The sequence below is a fragment of the Streptomyces sp. NPDC001750 genome (genome assembly GCF_042892615.1).
In the GTDB taxonomy this organism is placed as follows: Bacteria; Actinomycetota; Actinomycetes; order Streptomycetales; family Streptomycetaceae; genus Streptomyces.
Window position 1 is genome coordinate 236,332 of sequence record NZ_JBIAUE010000004.1, and the last position, 17,672, is coordinate 254,003.

Below are 17,672 nucleotides of genomic sequence, written 5' to 3' on the forward strand. Positions count from 1 at the left end.
ATGGCGAGGAAGGCAAACACTGAAGGCGCGGAGAGCGCCGAGAACGCGGGGCGGCTCAAGCAGATCGCCCTGACCTACAAGATGACCCGGCGGACCGATCCCAAGGTCGGTCTTGTCGTCGCGGGCGTGGGAATCGTCACCTTCGGTGTCCTCCTCGGGGTCGGCTTCCTGATCGACCACCCGGTCTACCTGGGCATTCTGGGCTTCGTACTGGCTCTCCTCGCGATGGCGATCGTCTTCGGGCGGCGTGCCGAGCGCGCGGCCTTCGGGCAGATGGAGGGGCAGCCGGGTGCTGCGGCGGCGGTGCTCGAACGAGTGGGCCGCGGCTGGACCACGACCCCCGCGGTCGCGATGAACCGCAGCCAGGACGTCATCCACCGTGCCGTCGGCAAGGCGGGCATCGTGCTGGTCGGCGAGGGCAACCCGAACCGGGTGAAGCAGCTGCTCGCGGCCGAGAAGAAGAAGATGGCGCGCATCCTGATCGACGTGCCGGTGCACGACATCATCGTCGGCAACGACGAGGGCCAGGTGCCGCTGAAGAAGGTGCGCACCAAGATGCTGAAGCTGCCGCGGGTGCTCACCGGCCCGCAGGTGACCACCGCCAACGACCGGCTGCGCGCGATGGGCGATCTGATGAGCAACATGCCGCTGCCGAAGGGTCCGATGCCGAAGGGCATGCGGATGCCTCGGGGCGGCGGGAAGATGCGCTGACGCCCGACGCGGCGGACGACGGAAACGAGGGTGGGGCGGACCGAATCGGTCCGCCCCACCCTCGTTTCCGTCGTCCTGTGCCCTCGTCCCCTTGCCGGTCGTCCCATGCCGCCGGACAACCCGGACGACGGCCGGACTCAGATACGGACCTGGACCGCGCGGGACAGGCGGTCGTGCAGACCACGCCCGTCGCGGTCCCAGACCAGGGCGGGGACTGCCAGGCACAGCAGCAGGCTGCGGACGACGACGCGCCCGAAGCCGAGCCGGCCGCCGTTCTCGGCGACGACCCTGATGCCCAGGACGCGCTTGCCGGGCGTGCTGCCGATGGTCCCCACGGTGAGCACGCTCAGCACGAAGAAGACGCCGAGGGCCCAGTTCCCGACCGCCTGCTGGTCACCGCGGGCGAACAGCCCGTACGCGATCAGCATGCACAGGGCCCAGTCGATGAGGAGGGCGCCGAAGCGGCGGCCGAGCGGCGCCACGGACCCCGGCCCGTCCTCCGGCAGTCCGAGCCGCTTGCCCCGGTAGCCGAAGTCGACCCCCATCTCCTCGGCGGCCGCGCGCGGTCCGGAGAGCCACGATCCGATTACTTGCCTCTTGTCCACCCGACCACGGTACTGCGCCCGCCCGCGGCCCCGGCCGGGCGGGTCCGGGCACCGCAGAACAGGCGAGAGGCACCGCCCGCACACGGCAGAACAGACGAGAGGCACCGCCCCCACACGGCCCGGTTAACTTCTGCGAAACAAATGGGTCATGATTGAGAAATCCGGTCTGCCTATGGTCGGGACCAGCGCGTGCCACCGCACTGGCCGCACGATGGGCTACAACCCCGTCCCTCCCGGGCCGGGAGTAGGAGGAGTTGGATGTTCCAGAACGCCGACGACGCGAAGAAGTACATCGCGGACAATGACGTCAAGTTCATCGACGTCCGGTTCTGCGACCTGCCCGGAGTGATGCAGCACGTCACGGTCCCGGCGGCGACCTTCGACCCGGCCGACGACCTCGCCTTCGACGGCTCGTCGATCCGCGGCTTCCAGGCCATCCACGAGTCCGACATGGCGCTGCGCGCGGACCTGTCGACCGCCCGTGTCGACCCGTTCCGCCGCGACAAGACCGTCAACATCAACTTCTTCATCCACGACCCGATCACGGGCGAGCAGTACAGCCGCGACCCCCGGAACGTGGCCAAGAAGGCCGAGGCGTACCTGGCCTCCACCGGCATCGCCGACACCGCGTTCTTCGGCCCCGAGGCCGAGTTCTACGTCTTCGACAGCGTCCGCTTCCAGACGTCGTCGAACGAGAGCTTCTACCACATCGACTCGGAGGCCGGCGCCTGGAACACCGGCGCGCTGGAGAACAACCGGGGGTACAAGGTCCGCTACAAGGGCGGCTACTTCCCCGTCCCGCCGGTCGACCACTTCGCCGACCTGCGTGCGGAGATGTCCCTGGAGCTGGAGAAGAGCGGTCTGGAGATCGAGCGCCAGCACCACGAGGTCGGCACCGCCGGCCAGGCCGAGATCAACTACAAGTTCAACACGCTGCTCGCCGCCGCCGACGACCTGATGCTCTTCAAGTACATCGTGAAGAACGTCGCCTGGCGCAACAACAAGACCGCGACCTTCATGCCGAAGCCGATCTTCGGCGACAACGGCTCCGGCATGCACGTCCACCAGTCCCTGTGGGCCGGTGGCCAGCCGCTCTTCTACGACGAGCAGGGCTACGCGGGCCTCTCGGACATGGCCCGCTACTACATCGGCGGCATCCTGACGCACGCCCCGTCGCTGCTCGCCTTCACCAACCCGACGGTGAACTCCTACCACCGCCTGGTTCCCGGCTTCGAGGCCCCGGTCAACCTGGTGTACTCGCAGCGCAACCGCTCCGCCGCGATGCGTATCCCGATCACCGGCGCCAACCCGAAGGCCAAGCGCGTCGAGTTCCGCGCTCCGGACCCGTCGTCGAACCCGTACCTCGCCTTCTCCGCGCTGCTGATGGCCGGCCTCGACGGCATCAAGAACAAGATCGAGCCCGCCGAGCCGATCGACAAGGACCTCTACGAGCTGGCACCCGAGGAGCACGCGAACGTCCAGCAGGTCCCGACCTCCCTCCCGGCCGTCCTGGACGCGCTGGAGGCGGACAACGAGTACCTCCAGGCCGGCGGCGTCTTCACGGCCGACCTGATCGAGACCTGGATCGACTACAAGCGCACCAACGAGATCGCCCCGATCCAGCTGCGCCCGCACCCGCACGAGTTCGAGCTGTACTTCGACCTCTAGTGCCGCTCCCGGCACTGGACCGCAAGGTCGGGTGACCCGGGTCGAGGTCCTAGAACAGGCAGTGAACTGCGGAAAATCTTCACAGCAGTTCTTATTGTCACCGGTCGGTTCTCGTGCCCTCGTGCACAGAGTGCGCACCGCGCGGTTGCGTCACTGACGCACTGTCAGCGGCATGAGCGAGGGCCGCTACCCCATGGCCGGGGTAGCGGCCCTCGCCGTCTCTTCCAGCCTCTGTACCGCGGCAGCCCTCTTGGTCGCACAGTAACGACCTCGTCCACGATTGGCAGTGGAGGAAGGAGCGGCGTCTGGAGCCTTCGAATCCAAGGCGGAGGAGGGAGTCGGATGGGGTCTCCCCTGCTCGAACGCAGCTGAGAGCTTGGGGAAGGAGCGTCGGGGACTGACGACAACGCCGGAGGCGGAGGTCCCAGACGCCGCGACGCCGCTGACAATCGTGGACGAGGTCGTAAGGGGCGCTGGACGCGGCGAGCACGGGCAGGCGGGTCTTGGCCGGGGTGCGCGGGCTTCCGGCACTGGCCCGGCGGAAGGTCGGCGTCGAGCCGCTGCTGCCACGCGAGGTCGACGACAAGCTCGTGCCGCCGGCGTGGCGCAGGGCGGTCCACGCCAACCCCTCTCTGCCGCAGGGCGCGGTGGACCGGGACGCGTACGTGGTGTGCGTGCAGGAGCAGCCGCACCGAGCCCCGAACAACCGCGACGTGTCCGCCGCCCCGTCGCACCGCTGGTCCAACCCGCGGGCCCGCCTGCTGGACGTGCAGGAATCTCGCCACAAGCCGGCACGCGACGTGTGCCACGGCAGGTGCGGCACCAGCCACCAGGCGGACCGCGACGGGATGGAGGACCAGCTCGGCGCGCTCGGCCTGGTCCTCAACGCCATCGTGCTCTGGACGACGAAGTACATCGACGCCGCCGTCGCCCAGCTCCGCGCCGAGGGCCACGCGATCCGCGACGAGGACATCGCCCGCCTGTCCCCGCTGAAGCACCGCAGCCCGAACCCCCTCGGCCGCTACAGCTTCACCGCCTCGGCCCCGGCCGCCGGCGCCCTGCGCCCGCTACGTGCCCCGGACGCGCCCGAGCTGGACGAGGACGAAGACGAGACAACCGCTGACTTGTAGGGTCTCGCCGCTCGTGACATGTCGATCTTGCGTGACCTGGGCGTTCCTGGCTGTCTCACGGCCTTGTCACCCATGATCAGTATCGAATCCGTGGCATTTCCTCGCGAGGGCGAGGGCGAGATCAGGCGGCTTGCCCGTGTCGGCCCAGTACTCCACGCTGAGCCCCGAGCACGAGGACTACCGGCGAGCCCGGATCGCGCACCGATGAGTTTCCCGCGCCGCGCTGGTCTATACGCCGGACACCCACGGACGGAAGGCTGGCCCATGCGGAAACTGATCTACGGCATGAACCTGACCCTGGACGGCTACATCGCCGCGGTCGGCGACGACATCGGCTGGAGCGGACCGCCGAGCGACGAGCTGTTCCAGTGGTGGCTCGACCACGAGCAGGAGAGTGGCCTGTCGCTGTATGGGCGCAAGCTGTGGGAAACGATGAGTTCCTACTGGCCGACCGGCGACCAGCAGCCCAACGCCACCCCGGCGGAGATCGAGTTCGCGCGGAACTGGCGGGACACGCCGAAGGTGGTGTTCTCCTCGACGATCGACAAGGTCGACTGGAACACCCGCCTGGTCACCGGCGACGCGATCGCCGAGATCACCCGGCTCAAGGCCGAGGACGGCGGCCCAATGAACATCGGCGGCGCAACGCTCGCCGGGGCGGCCATGCGCGCCGGGCTGATCGACGAGTACGCGATCGCCGCCCATCCGGTCCTGGTGGGCGGCGGCACGCCGTTCTTCACCGCGCTGGACAGTTGGGTGAACCTGAACCTGGTGGAGACGCGGACGTTTCCCGGCGGCGTGGTCCTGACCAGGTACGAGACGAGGCGCTGAGCATCAGCACCCACACGCTGGTGCCGCTCCCGGCACTAGGGACTGTCTCGAAGTGATTTGCGTACGACCGGCCCCGGCCCGAGTGCCGGGCGGACCGCATCCCTGTCGTCAAACGATCGTTTGACGACAGGGAGCCGACGCGTCGTTCATGGTGTAGACCCTCGCCGCCGTCGGCGAACTCCAGCGCGAGCTGACCTACGACGGACTGCGCGCCGCCGAGGCCAAGGGCAGCAAGGGCGGACGGGTGACGGTGCGGACCGGAGCCCGCGCCCCGGGATACGGGGTGCGGGCTCCGGGTGATGGGCGGACGGGCGGGTCGGCGGACGGCCGTCAGCGGCCGTGGCGGATCAGGGAGCGGACCATGCGGCAGGTGGTGTCGGACGGCGGGTGGATGCCGATGCGCTCGGCGGTGGCGCGTATCCTGCGGTCGGTCGCGGTCGACGGATAGTAGACGCCCGTGTCGAGCAGGGCGATCGCCAGGCGCATCGCCTTCAGGCGGCGGTTGTGGGTGACGTACCACTCGCGGGGCCGTCCTGCGGGGAGCGGCTTCTTCCGCAAGGGCTTGTGGTACTGCTCGGTCGTGACTGCGGCAACGGCCATGGGCATCCTCCTGGCACGGTCGTGGAACCCTCACGAACTCCCTCCATTTTACGGTCCACCACTGACAATCGGCCCTGGCCAGCGGCACTTTGAAGGGTTTCTCCCGTACCGTTGGCACCATGGAGATCTGGATCAATCCCGCCTGTTCGAAGTGCCGCAGCGCGGTGAATCTGCTCGACGCCGAGGGTGCCGAGTACACCGTCCGCCGCTACCTGGAGGATGTGCCGTCGCCGGACGAGATCCGGGACGTGCTGGACCGGCTCGGGCTGGAGCCGTGGGACATCACTCGTACGCAGGAGGCGGAGGCGAAGGACCTCGGGCTCAAGGAGTGGCCGCGCGAGGCCGGTTCGCGGGAGCGGTGGATCTCGGCGCTCGCCGGGCATCCGAAGCTGATCCAGCGGCCGATCATCACGGCCGACGACGGGACCGCCGTCGTGGCCCGCACGGACGAGGCCGTACGGGACGCCCTGGGGCGCTGAGGAGAGGGGGCCACCAGGCATTGGCCGGGTGGCCGACCCTGACCGGGTGTCGGGCACCAGCGGGCCACCGGGCACCGGCCGGGGGCCGGGTGCGCCCGGCTTCCCCTGTCCCCTGTCCCTGCCGCGCCCGGCAGTCCGCGACCCCGCCGCCGCTTTGACGTCCCCCGCACCCGCCCGGTACCGCGCCCCTCCCCTATCGCTTCCCCGCCTGTTCCTCCGCCTCGGCCAGCAGTTCCGTCAGGCGCAGCCCGAACCGTACGTCGCACGGGTGCGGCTCCCCGGTGCGCGCCGAGTCGACGAGCGCGTCGACGGCCGCCCGGAACGAGCCGACCGCGTCGCTCCATCGCGGCAGGGTGACGACACCCTGTTCGCCGCGCAGCTCGATCTCGGTGCCCACCGCGCCCACCGGCGCGCCCAGGGCCAGGGTCACCGTGCTGGAGGCGCCGGTGGTGTGGCGGAGGATCAGGTGGGTGGTGTCGGCCCGGCCGCGGGCGGCGGTCAGCTGGGTCACGTCACCCAGCACCGGGATCAGGACCGACAGGACGTGCGGGCCGACATCCCACAGTCCGCCCTTCTCGCGGCGCCAGGGCGAGGCCGCGTACTCGTTGGCCGTGTCGGGGGCGTACAGCGCTCCGATCCACTGGGCGCGGGCGGTGAACCAGTCGTCCACGGCCGCCTGTTCGTCGATCCAGGCGGCGGTGGCGTGGGCGAACCGCAGGGTGCAGAAGACGACGGACGCGACCCCGGACTGCTCCACGGCCCGGGCGACCTCGCGGGCTCCCGCGACGCTGGTCGCGACCGGCTTGTCCAGCAGCAGGTGGCGTCCGGTCGCCGCGGCGCGGGCGGCGAGATGGGCCTGGACGTCCGGCGGCACGGCGAACGCGATGGCATCGCTGGCCCCGAAGAGCTCGTCGAGGCCCGTGTCGTCGCTGTACGCCGTGGTCCCATGGGCGGCGGCCAGCGCCTCCGCCGCCTCGGGGCGGCGGCCCCACACGCCGCTCAGGACCACGTCGGGGTGGGCGGCGAGGGCGGGTGCCTGTGTGTTCCTGGCCCAGGGGCCCGTGCCGACGAGGCCGACGCGCAGAGGAATCGGGGAATGTGTCGTCATGGGGCAAGTCTGCCCGGTCCCCCGTTCCGGACCCGTGCCGCGGCGCCCCGAGCGTGCCGCCCCGGAGCCGTATCGCGGTTGGCACGGGGTGAGGTCGCCGGTTACGTTTGCGGGGCCGGCCGCGGGACTCCGGCCGCGACTTCCGGGACTTGCCTCTGAAGCAGAGATTTCGCTGTTCGCGCCCCCATTCCCCGGCCGGCGCCTCGCCGCCCCCGCATACGGCGGCGTGCGACACCACGGGGGAACCATGACGGACACGTACACGAGCACGACCGCGTCCCCGGCCGCGGCCGGGGACTCCGGCACGGGCGCCGGTCTCGTCGCGGCGGAGGACGTGCTCCTCTTCGTGAACGCGGCGATCACCGCCACCGGCCGGCGCGAGTTCCGCTCGACGGCCGAGCAGCAGCGGCTCTCGCTGGACTTCCTCCACGCGTACGTACGGATCAACTACCGCCGGGTGTACGCCGCCGCGCTGGCCCTCGACATCAACGACCACAACGCCGTGCGCATCGTCCAGGGGCTGTTGGAGACCTCCGCCGAGGCGACGGCGCAGGAGAAGCGGGCCGAGGGGCGGCTGATCGCCGCCCGGCTGGCGAAGCTGCCGCCGCAGCGCGTCTACAAGCTGTTCCGGGCGCTGCGCACGGCCGGGGTGAACAACCGGCGCACCCGCGCGATCATGCGCGACTGGCTGGCCGCCCGGCCGGATCCGGCGCACGACGCGGTGAAGTACCGCACCGGTCTGAAGACGGCCGCCCGCCATGCACACTTCCGGTTCGGCTCCGGCTCCGGCTCCGGCTCCGGCTCCGGTGAGAACGACGAGGCCGGTGAGGTGGGGGACTTCCTGTTCCGGCCCGGCCGGCGGCCCCGCTACCGGCACCCGTTGCTCGACGCGTGGCGGCGCGCCCACTACGAACAGGGCGCCGTCGCGGAACTGCCGTTCACCGTCGCCGAGGGCTTCGCCGCCCGGCACGGGATGAAGCGCGAGGTGTTCCTGGAGCGGATGATCCCGCGGATGACCCGGCTGGAGCGGCTGCGGAGCGTGGAACGGCTGCGGGCCTCGGGGCGGCGCGGCCCCTCGGCGCAGGCCCCGCTGCCCGCGGACGTCGATCTGACGGTGATGCCGCTGACCCGGCTCGCGCTGTACGTGCTCTCGCTCGACTTCGACGTACGGTCGGCTCACCGCGCGGAGCTGACGCGTGCGCTGCGCGCCGCCGCCCGGCGTGCGGCGGGCCCGCAGGCCGGGAGCTGGGGGAAGGTGGCGGGCGTGCTGGACGACAGTTACTCGTCCTCCGGGTCGAGCGAGACGCGGCGCCGCCCGCTCGCCGTGGCGCTGGGCTGCCACTTCCTGCTGGAGGCGCTGTCCGCGCCGGGCGCGTACACCGGGCTGTGGACCTCGGGCGGCACCGATCCGCTGCTGGCCAGGCCCTGGGGGCCGACGCCGCTGGGCAGCCGTGTGCTGGACGCGCTGGAGCACGGACCGGACCGGCTGGTCATCGTGTCGGACGGCTGGGACAACGCGCCGCCCGGTCTCGCGGGCGAGGTGCTGCGGGTGTGGCGGACCCGGCTCGATCCGGACCGGCGCACGGCGGTGGTGCATGTGAACCCCGTGTACGACGCGGACGGTTTTGATGTACGGCGGCTCGCCGGGGAGGTGCCCACGGCCGGCATCCGGGACGCGGAGGACCTGCCGGCGCTGGTGGAGATCGCCCGGTTCGCCGAGGGGCGCAGCGGGGCGGACGCCCTGTACGCCTATCTGGACCGCCGGGTCGAACGATTCGCCGGAGGACATCCCGTGACCGTCCCTGTTCCCGTTCCCGCCCCGGTCCCCGTTCCTGCCGCTGTCCCTGGCCCCGTCCCCGTCGCCGGTTCCGCCGCCGACGCCCGTGGGACGAACGACGCCCCGCGTACGGGGGACGTGTCGTGAACCGGCTCGAACCGACCGGGCTCGTCACCCGGCCCGCCCAGGTGTGGGGCGGCATCCGGCTGGTGCCGCTCGTCCGCGAGGAGCCCGTCGAGGGGCTCCGGCTGCACCGCGAGGTCTACGCGGGCTCCGCGACCGGCGTCGTCGACGTCGGCCCGCGCACGCACTACATCTCCTACATCCCGCACGGCTTCGTCGCCGACTGGTCCGGCGAGGGGGCGCAGACCGCCGCGTACGGGACGCAGCTCGGTCCCGGGGCGGGCGAGGTGTCGCGGGACCGGCCGCCCCGGACCGTACGGCTCCAGCGCGGCCGTCACCACCGGATGGCCAAGCGGCAGCCCGGCGACCGGCTGCGGTTCCTGCCGCTGCACCTCGCCCTGGAGGGGTATCTCGCCCTGCACTTCGGGGGCCCCTCCGTCGCCTGGGAGGAGTGGTCGCGCCAGGCGCTGCGCGACGGGCTCTCGCCGCGCGCCGAGAGCGCGTACATGGGGTGGTCGGTGCACGGGCTCGGTGACGCGCTGCGGACCTTCGAGATCCATCCCGGCCAGTGCGGGGTGATGGTGTACGCGGCCGACGCGCTCGCCGCAGCGTTCGTGGTGCCGCATCCGGACGACTACCGGCTGCTGCACGGCTCGCTGGTCCAGGACATGTACGGGGAACTGGTCCACCACTACGCGCTGTACGGCGGACCGGTGGCGGAGTTCGCCGCGCGGATCGACGACGGTCCGCATCTGCGGACGCTCGCCGGTCTGCGGGCGGCGGCACGGGACCAGGAGCGGGCCTGGGCCGAGGCGCACGACACGGTGTTCGCCCGTGAGCTGCTGGACGCGTCGTACGCCTTCGACCGGGTGTACCGGATGGGGTCGTTCACGCTGTGGCGGTTCCTGCCGCCGTTCCGGCTCGACGGGGACGGCCGGCACATCGGGGAGACGATCACCGATCACAAGGGGCGGGTGGCGTACCTGAAGACGTTCCGGCTGTCGGACGCGCAGATCAGGCGCGGCCATCTGCTGCACCGGCTCGCCGCCGCGGACTGGCGGCTCGCGGGCGCGGCGGCGGCCCTGGGCACCAGTGAGCAGGAGCTGCTGCGCCGGATCCGGTCCGCCGGTTTCGAGTCGCTGCTCAGGCACCGGGCGGCGGGCGGAATCCCTCGGTAGCACCGGGTCCGCCCTCGCGGTCCCCCGGTGACACGGGTTCACGCGGGTTCGCGCCCGTTCTCCTGGTGACACCCGGCCGCCTCAACCATGCGGATTGCCCCGGTAACAACCGATTGTTACCGCGGCATCAGGCCCTTTCGGTAACACCGGGTTCACATAAGGGCAACGGACGGGAAATCGCGGCTTGCGACTCTGAGGACGGCAGAAACCCGACCGCACCACCGCAGGACCCGCAAAGGATGGCTTCCGTGACGTTCAAGGCCGAGTACATCTGGATCGACGGCACCGAGCCGACCGCCAAGCTCCGTTCCAAGACGAAGATCATGGCCGCGGGCGCCTCGCGGGAGGTGGCGGAGCTGCCGCTCTGGGGCTTCGACGGCTCCAGCACCCACCAGGCCGAGGGACGCTCCTCCGACCTGGTGCTCAAGCCGGTGTTCTCGTGTCCGGACCCGATCCGGGGCGGCGACGACATCCTCGTCCTGTGCGAGGTCCTCGACATCGACCTGACGCCGCACACCTCGAACACCCGCGCCTCGCTGCGCGAGGTGGCCGAGCGGTTCGCCGGTCAGGAGCCGATCTTCGGTATCGAGCAGGAGTACACCTTCTTCGACGGCCACCGTCCGCTCGGCTTCCCCGAAGGCGGCTTCCCCGCCGCGCAGGGCGGCTACTACTGCGGCGTCGGCGCCGACGAGATCTTCGGCCGCGACATCGTCGAGAAGCACCTCGACAACTGCCTGCGGGCGGGGCTCGGCATCTCCGGCATCAACGCCGAGGTGATGCCCGGCCAGTGGGAGTTCCAGGTCGGTCCGCTGTCTCCGCTGGAGGTCTCCGACCAGCTGTGGGTCGCCCGCTGGCTGCTGTACCGCACCGCCGAGGACTTCGACGTGTCCGCGACCCTGGACCCGAAGCCGGTCAAGGGCGACTGGAACGGCGCGGGCGCGCACACCAACTTCTCCACGAGGGCGATGCGCGAGGGCTACGAGGCGATCATCACCGCGTGCGAGTCGATGGGCGAGGGCTCGAAGCCGATGGACCACGTGAAGAACTACGGCGCGGGCATCGACGACCGTCTGACCGGTCTGCACGAGACCGCCCCGTGGAACGAGTACAGCTACGGCGTCTCGGACCGCGGCGCCTCGGTCCGCATCCCGTGGCAGGTCGAGCGGGACCGCAAGGGCTACATCGAGGACCGTCGGCCGAACGCCAACGTCGACCCGTACGTCGTCACGCGGCTGATCGTCGACACCTGCTGCACCGCGCTGGAAAAGGCCGGCCAGGTCTGATCCGGGCACGGCCCGCCGGGCTCCCCCAGCCCGGCGGGCCGTCGTCGGCCGCACCCTTCCGCCGCCCGGTCCGTTCGATCCCCGCGCCGCCCCGGTCTTCGAGCGCGCTCGCCCGCCCTCGCCCCTGCTCGTTCCCGGTGCCGGCCGCCCCGGTCGTTCCCGGTGCTCGCCCTCCGACCGTTCCCGGCTCGCTGTCAGTGGCGTGTGTCAGGGTGAGCGCATGCTCGACATCAAGGTGGAGACCGAGAACTGGCAGAACCACACCCGCGTTTCGGAACGGGCACTGAGCGATCTCGTGCACCGGATCGGCGGCGAGGACGACCACTTCCTGGTGGTGCAGCGCATACCGGACATCCCTGGCACCTACGTGCAGGTGTGGCACGAGCACGGCGGCGGCTACCAGCTGGAGCACCGCTCCGGCGGCCCCGCCACGCACTGCCGGACGGTGATCGACTCGCCGGAGCGGGTCGCCGGGCTGATGACCCGCTGGGCGCGCCAGGAGCGGGACTGGGACGCGGGCGTGGAGTGGGAGAGCGCCGGGATGCCGGAGCCGGAGCCCGTGCCGGAGATCCCGGCGGAGATCCGGGAGCAGTTGGAGGAGCGGGTGCGGGTGCTGCTCCGCTGCGGCTACGACACGGTGGACGAGCTCACCGAGGCGGCGGAGGAGTACCTCGTGAAGGACGGGGTGCGTCCGGTGACCGGGGCGCAGGCACGGCGGTTGGTGGAGCGGCTGTGGCTGGAGCGGGTCGAAGAGCAGCGGGGGTGGTCGGACGTGACCGACGCGGACCGGCTGGAACGGGCGTTCGCCGCACTGGACGAGCGCGGGATCACGGCGCGGGAGCACTTCTCCTGCTGCCGTGCGTGCGGGCTCGGCGAGATATACGACGCCGGGCGCGAGGACGCGCGCGGCTTCGTCTTCTTCCATCTCCAGTGCACCGAGAGCGCGGCGGCGGGGCAGGGACTCTCGCTGTACTACGGCGGGTTCGACGAGTCGGAGGAGACGACCACCGCGGTCGGCCGTGAGGTGGCGGCGGCGCTGGAGGGGGCGGGGCTGACGGTGAAGTGGGACGGTTCGCCGGACCAGGCGATCCAGCTGTTCCCACTGGACTGGCGCAAGCGCCTCGTGGGGTGACGCGGGGTATACGGGGAGGCCGGGGCCGCCGGGCCGACGCCGGAGTGTCGGATCCGTGCCCGGAGTGAGGAAGCCAACACCGGGGCCGTTACGGACGGGTGGCGGACGCCTGCTGCGTCGTCGCGTTCTCTGGTTGAATGGGGCCATGGCCGGTATCCAGTACACCTCGACGGGTCGCAGCGACCTCGAACCGTTCTGGCCTTCCCGTCAGCACCACGACTTCGACAGGGTGTGTTGCCGCGCGTCGAACGCGCAGGCCCTCTAAAACCGCTCACCGCGGCCTTCGGTCCGCGCGCAAGCAAAGTCCGTCCATCGACGACTCCTTCGCGCGAAAGAGCTGACCTCATGAAGAACAGCCGTCCCCTGTCCGCCGCCACCGCGGCACCGTCGGCGGCCAATGCCGCCGCCTCCTCCGCCCGTTCCCTCTCCTCCAACCGCCATCGGCTGCGCGCCGTCGATCCCGACGAGGTCGTGCAGCTGGCCGATGTGGCGGAGTTCCTGCCGCCGGACGCCACCTGGCTGCCGGCCCCCCAGCACACCGTCCCGGCGCTGCCGGGCCGGCCGCCGATGGTCGGTTACCTGGTGCTCGTACCCGCCGATCAGCAGTCGGCGGTCGCCGCCGCGACCGCCGCGGCCCGGTACGTGGTGCCGTCGCCGGTGGACGAACCGGCCGCGGGTCCGGTACGCGTCGATCTCGCGCAGCGCACCGCGACGGTGGACGGGATGTCGCTCGACCTCACCTTCCTGGAGTTCGAACTGCTCGCCCATCTCGTCGCGCATCCGCACCGGGTACACACCCGCGACCAGTTGGTGACCACGGTCTGGGGCTACGGGCACGTGGGCGACGGGCGCACCGTGGACGTCCACATCGCCCGGCTGCGCCGCAAGCTGGGGGCCGAGCACCGGCGTTCGATCCAGACGGTGCGGCGCGTCGGGTACAAGTACGCCCCCTGAGACCGGGAGCGGGACCGCGTACGGGGCCGTCCCGGTCCGGGTGTCCACCGGACCGGGACGGCCCGGATCGATGGCCCCGGGCCGGGAACGGTCGAGCGGAGTGACCATCGCACGATCCGTTCGTTCTGCTGAGCGTGCGCCCACTGCCCGAGATACCTTCCACGGACGCCCGGGCCGACGCGGGGCGGGCCGGGGCCGCGCTCGCCGAGCACTACCCTCGGCTGACCCGGCTGGGATATCTGGTGCTGCCGCGGTCGCTCGGCCGTCATCGGCGGGTGCTGACGGCGCACGCCCTCACCCAGCGCGCCCTGCTGTCGGCGCACCGGACGGCGGACGCGGACCGCTCCGGGATCCCGTCGCCGCACCTGCCCGGCGATCCGATGGCGTCGGAGGATCCGCTCCACACGTGCGCCCGGGGGCTGGTGGTGCGCGCGGCGCTGGAGGCGGAACGCCCGTGGCACCGCCTCCGGACGGCGGCGTCGTTGCCGCAGGTGTGGGGTCTGCGGCTGGTGCCGCACTCGGGCGGATCGGACGAACTCGCCCTGGAGCACGCCCTGTCGGAGCTCTCCGGCGCGGGGCGCGCCGCCTGCGTCCTGCGCGGCCTGGAACGGCTGCCCGACGCCCGGGTGCGACGGGTGCTCACCACCGCCGGGGTGGCGGACCCGCACGCGGCGCTCGCCGAGGCGGACGGTGTGCCGACGCCTCACCGGTTGCTCGACTCCCCGGAGTTCGACCCCTGTGCGCTCCACGTCCGCCCCCCGGACCTGCCGCGCCGCCACCAGTACACGAAGGCGGCGATGGCGGCCGTGGCGGCGCTGCTGGTGTGCGGGGCGCTGCTGGGTCCGCCGGGCCACGACCAGGAGCGCGACATCACCCCCGCACGCCCGCGCGTCCCCACGGACGAACGGGCCGTGGATCCGGATGCGTCGCTTCGCACGAGGAGCGGCCGGTGAACTCCCGACCTGGACCTGTGACGGCAGCGGGCCGGCCGTCGCCCCGGGGATCGGTGGCGGACCGGCCCGCCACCTCCCACCGGCCCCCGTCCGGTGCCGGGATCGGCGGCGTCGGCCGCGACGGGGGCGGACGCCGCCGGTCACGGCACTGAGTACGCTGTCCACCATGACGACCGGGGTACGGCGCAGGATGGGCGTCGAGGAGCGCAGGCGGCAACTGATCGATGTGGCATTGGAGTTGTTCAGCCACCGCGCCCCGGACGAGGTGTCGATCGACGAGATCGCGGCCGCGGCCGGGATCTCGCGCCCCCTGGTCTACCACTACTTCCCCGGGAAGCAGAGCCTGTACGAGGCGGCGCTGCGGCGGGCGGCGGACGAGCTGGCGGCGCGGTTCGTCGAACCGCGTGAAGGACCGCTCGGGCAGCGGCTGTTGAAGGTGATGAAGCGGTTCTTCGACTTCGTCGACGAGCACGGCCCCGGATTCTCGGCCCTGATGCGGGGCGGGCCCGCGGCGGGCTCGTCGACGGCGAACGCGGTGATCGACGGGGTGCGGCAGGCCGCGTACGAGCAGATCCTGGCCCATCTCGGCGTCGAGGTCCCCCCGGCACGGCTGGAGTTGGTCGTGCGGTCGTGGGTTTCGCTGGCCGAGTCGACGGCGCTGATCTGGCTGGACGGGCGGCGTGTCCCGCGCGAGGAGCTGGAGACGCAGCTGGTGCACGACTTCGCGGCGCTGGCCGCGGTGAGCGCCGCGTACGACACCGAGACGGCGGGCATCGTGCTGCGGGTGCTCGCGCAGGAGCCGGCGGACGGGCCGTTCGGCGAGCTGCTGGAACGGCTCTCCGCGCTGGCACCCGCCGTGCCGGTCGCACCGGCCGTCACCGCGCAACACGCGACGCCCACCACGACGGACCCACGGACCGGCGCCCCGTGACGAGGTCGCGGCCCGGTACGCCGTGACGGCCCGGCGCCCCGGCCCGGCACGTCGTGACGGGCTCGCGGCCCGGCGTTCCGCGGCACGCAGGCATCCGGCGCCCGCGCGCTACATCAGCAGTTCGCCCTGGAGCGCCGCCGCCAGACCGACCTCCGCGTTGTCCGCCCGGCCCCGCTCGAAGGCGCGCTGGAAGGCGGCGTCGCCGACGGCCTCACGGGCCCGGCGTTCGCACGCCTCGCGCAGCGGGCCCAGCTCGGGGGTGCCGCGCTGCGGGTGGCCGACCATGCGCCAGTAGACCTGGCCCGTGCCGTACACCCGGGCGGCGCGGGCGCCGGCGCCCTGGGCGGCGATCGCCGCGGCCAGGATGTCCAGCCCGAGCGCGATGCCGAAGCGGTCGCGCAGGCGGTGCTTGCCCGCGAGCATCGCGCGGGCGTGGGCGGCGGACGCCTCGGCGTCGCCCCGCAGCAGGGCGATCAGGGCGAGCTGGTAGTCGACGTAGCTGCGGGTCCAGCGCTCGTCCTGGGCCTCGCAGACGGCGCGCAGGTCGCGGGCCGCCTCGGCCGCCTCGTCCAGTCGGCCGAGGCTGGTCAGGGCGAAGACAGTGATGAGGCGGCAGCGCAGCCGGTAGACGGCTTCGAGCCGGGTCCCGGCGTCGGCGACGCGCAGGACCTGGTCGATCCGGCGCAGGCTCGCCTCGGGGCGGCCGGTCATCAGATGGGTGAGGCCGCACAGGTAGGCGGCGGCCAGGATGCCCTCGTGGGTGCCGTCCCGGGACGCGGACCGGGTGCACTCCCGGCCCAGGCGGCGGGCGGCCGGGTAGTCGCCCTGGAGCATGACGGTCATGCCTAGCACCCACAGGGCACGGGTGCGGTGCGGGCCCTGTTCCGGGCCGACGTCCAGGGCGCGCCGCGCGTAGTCGCGGGTCTGCGGCAGATGGCCGCAGCAGCACCAGAAGAAGCCGATCCGGCCCGCCATCTCCTGGGCGGCCGCGGTGTCGTGGACCAGCAGATGGTCGAGGGCCGCGCACAGGTCGGCGTGCGTCTCGGCGATGCGGTGGTACCAGATGATCTGGTCGTCACCGGTCCAGCCCGCGTGGGCCCGGCGGGCCAGACCGAGGAAGCAGGCGGCGTGCCGGTCGGCGGCGGCCCGCTCCTCGCCCAGTTCGGCGAGCCACATCCGCCCGTACTCGCGGATGGTGTCGAGCATCCGGTGGCGTGCGCCGTCCCGTCGGACGACGGACTTGGCGACCAGGCCGTTCAGCGCCCCGGTGACCCCGTCCGCGGTGAGCGGTCCGTCGGCGCAGACCTCGCGGGCGGTGGCCTCGTCGAAGTCGCCGCGCAGGACGGTCAGCCGCGCCCAGAGCAGCCGCTCCAGAGGGGTGCACAGTTCATGGCTCCAGCCGATGGCGGTGCGCAGGGTGCGGTGGCGCGGCGGCAGGACCGTGTCGTCGGCCGGCACGTCGAAGCGGGTGCGGATCCGGGCGGCGACCTGCTCGACGCTCTCCCCGCCGAGGGCCCCGGCCGCGAGTTCGATGGCGAGCGGAATGCCTTCGAGACGGCGGCAGATCTCGGCGGCGGCCGCGGTGTCGGCCGGTGCGTGGAGGGTGAGTCCGGGGGCCGCGGTCACGGCCCGGTCCCGGAACAGGGTCAGTGCGTCGCCCGCGCCCTCGACCGGCAGCGGCTCGACCTCGACGAGCCGTTCGCCCCGCAGACCGAGCGGCTGCCTGCTGGTGGCCAGCACGGTGAGGCCGGGCGAGGTGGTGAGGACCTCGCCGAGCAGGTGCGCGCTGGCCGGTAGCAGGTGTTCGCAGGAGTCGAGGACCAGCAGCAGTTCCTTGTCGGCGAGCCATTCGCACAGCGCGTCGATGGGCATGCGCAGGGTGTGGTCGGAGAGCCCGACCGCGTCGGAGACGGTCGCGATGAGCAGGCTGTCGTCGTGCAGCGGGGACAGGTCCGCCCAGCGGGCCCCGTCGCGGTACGCGGAGGCCGCCTGTCGTGCGGTGCGGGCGGCGAGCCTGGTCTTGCCGACGCCTCCGCTTCCGGTGAGGGTGGTCAGCCGGTGAGCGGCGACGGTGCGTTCGAGCCCGGCCAGTTCCGCTTTCCGTCCGACAAAGCTGGTCGTCTCCTCGGGGATGTCGCTCGCCATGGTCACCGTCACTGAAACAGGTGGACCGACCGGCCCCGGCCCTGGTCCGTACGCCCCAGGCATG

Annotated in this window: 15 protein-coding genes and 1 pseudogene; 12 read left to right on the forward strand and 4 right to left on the reverse strand. The window is 72.1% G+C overall.

Features of this window, described 5'->3' with window-relative positions; translation table 11 throughout:
• Window positions 1–711 (forward strand): DUF4191 domain-containing protein, encoded by a 711-nt coding sequence (locus ACFYY6_RS09305; RefSeq protein WP_351525323.1) that lies wholly within the window; start codon window positions 1–3, stop codon window positions 709–711.
• Window positions 712–848: 137 nt separating this feature from the next.
• Here the strand turns inward: ACFYY6_RS09305 and ACFYY6_RS09310 are convergent, their stop codons facing one another.
• The gene (locus ACFYY6_RS09310) at window positions 849–1,316 is read right to left on the reverse strand and encodes an RDD family protein (protein ID WP_389192360.1); all 468 of its coding nucleotides are present in this window, start codon (window positions 1,314–1,316) and stop codon (window positions 849–851) included.
• Between the two features lie 258 nt (window positions 1,317–1,574).
• Here ACFYY6_RS09310 and glnA point away from each other — a divergent pair, with 258 nt between their 5' ends.
• From glnA to ACFYY6_RS09325, 3 genes and pseudogenes are all read left to right on the forward strand, one after another.
• Window positions 1,575–2,984 (forward strand): type I glutamate--ammonia ligase, encoded by a 1,410-nt coding sequence (gene glnA, locus ACFYY6_RS09315; RefSeq protein ID WP_351526129.1) that lies wholly within the window; start codon window positions 1,575–1,577, stop codon window positions 2,982–2,984.
• Between the two features lie 470 nt (window positions 2,985–3,454).
• Window positions 3,455–4,114 (forward strand): annotated as a pseudogene (locus ACFYY6_RS09320) (Tn3 family transposase); the annotation flags it as partial.
• A gap of 264 nt (window positions 4,115–4,378) precedes the next feature.
• Window positions 4,379–4,945 (forward strand): dihydrofolate reductase family protein, encoded by a 567-nt coding sequence (locus tag ACFYY6_RS09325; protein ID WP_351628548.1) that lies wholly within the window; start codon window positions 4,379–4,381, stop codon window positions 4,943–4,945.
• Between the two features lie 330 nt (window positions 4,946–5,275).
• Here ACFYY6_RS09325 and ACFYY6_RS09330 read toward each other — a convergent pair whose 3' ends face one another.
• Complete coding sequence (locus tag ACFYY6_RS09330) at window positions 5,276–5,545, reverse strand: hypothetical protein (protein WP_351524374.1); 270 nt, start codon at window positions 5,543–5,545, stop codon at window positions 5,276–5,278.
• 119 nt (window positions 5,546–5,664) lie between these two features.
• Here ACFYY6_RS09330 and ACFYY6_RS09335 point away from each other — a divergent pair, with 119 nt between their 5' ends.
• Complete coding sequence (locus ACFYY6_RS09335; protein WP_351524373.1) at window positions 5,665–6,024, forward strand: arsenate reductase family protein; 360 nt, start codon at window positions 5,665–5,667, stop codon at window positions 6,022–6,024.
• Between the two features lie 193 nt (window positions 6,025–6,217).
• On the opposite strand, the gene ACFYY6_RS09340 is transcribed toward ACFYY6_RS09335, so the two are convergent.
• Entirely contained in the window at window positions 6,218–7,132 is a 915-nt protein-coding gene (locus ACFYY6_RS09340) for a Gfo/Idh/MocA family oxidoreductase (RefSeq protein ID WP_351628553.1), read from the reverse strand.
• 247 nt (window positions 7,133–7,379) lie between these two features.
• On the opposite strand from ACFYY6_RS09340, the gene ACFYY6_RS09345 reads away from it, so the two are divergent.
• From ACFYY6_RS09345 to ACFYY6_RS09375, 7 genes are all read left to right on the forward strand, one after another.
• Window positions 7,380–9,056 (forward strand): hypothetical protein, encoded by a 1,677-nt coding sequence (locus tag ACFYY6_RS09345; RefSeq protein ID WP_389192364.1) that lies wholly within the window; start codon window positions 7,380–7,382, stop codon window positions 9,054–9,056.
• The gene (locus ACFYY6_RS09350; protein WP_351524370.1) at window positions 9,053–10,210 is read left to right on the forward strand and encodes a hypothetical protein; all 1,158 of its coding nucleotides are present in this window, start codon (window positions 9,053–9,055) and stop codon (window positions 10,208–10,210) included. The genes ACFYY6_RS09345 and ACFYY6_RS09350 overlap by 4 nt, the downstream gene beginning before the upstream one ends.
• Before the next feature lie 248 nt (window positions 10,211–10,458).
• Window positions 10,459–11,493, forward strand: coding sequence for a glutamine synthetase (glnII, locus tag ACFYY6_RS09355; RefSeq protein WP_351524369.1), 1,035 nt, complete (start codon window positions 10,459–10,461; stop codon window positions 11,491–11,493).
• Window positions 11,494–11,713: 220 nt separating this feature from the next.
• Window positions 11,714–12,625 (forward strand): DUF6891 domain-containing protein, encoded by a 912-nt coding sequence (locus tag ACFYY6_RS09360; RefSeq protein WP_351524368.1) that lies wholly within the window; start codon window positions 11,714–11,716, stop codon window positions 12,623–12,625.
• Between the two features lie 345 nt (window positions 12,626–12,970).
• Window positions 12,971–13,579 carry a winged helix-turn-helix domain-containing protein gene (locus ACFYY6_RS09365; RefSeq protein WP_351524367.1) on the forward strand — a complete coding sequence of 203 codons (609 nt, stop codon included), beginning with the start codon at window positions 12,971–12,973 and terminating at the stop codon, window positions 13,577–13,579.
• A 134-nt stretch (window positions 13,580–13,713) separates the two neighbouring features.
• Window positions 13,714–14,532 carry a hypothetical protein gene (locus ACFYY6_RS09370; RefSeq protein WP_389192367.1) on the forward strand — a complete coding sequence of 273 codons (819 nt, stop codon included), beginning with the start codon at window positions 13,714–13,716 and terminating at the stop codon, window positions 14,530–14,532.
• A 166-nt stretch (window positions 14,533–14,698) separates the two neighbouring features.
• Window positions 14,699–15,463 carry a TetR/AcrR family transcriptional regulator gene (locus ACFYY6_RS09375; RefSeq protein ID WP_386608705.1) on the forward strand — a complete coding sequence of 255 codons (765 nt, stop codon included), beginning with the start codon at window positions 14,699–14,701 and terminating at the stop codon, window positions 15,461–15,463.
• A gap of 108 nt (window positions 15,464–15,571) precedes the next feature.
• Here ACFYY6_RS09375 and ACFYY6_RS09380 read toward each other — a convergent pair whose 3' ends face one another.
• Window positions 15,572–17,608, reverse strand: a complete 2,037-nt coding sequence (locus ACFYY6_RS09380; RefSeq protein ID WP_351524364.1) for a regulator — start codon at window positions 17,606–17,608, stop codon at window positions 15,572–15,574.
• Between the last annotated feature and the right edge of the window lie 64 nt (window positions 17,609–17,672).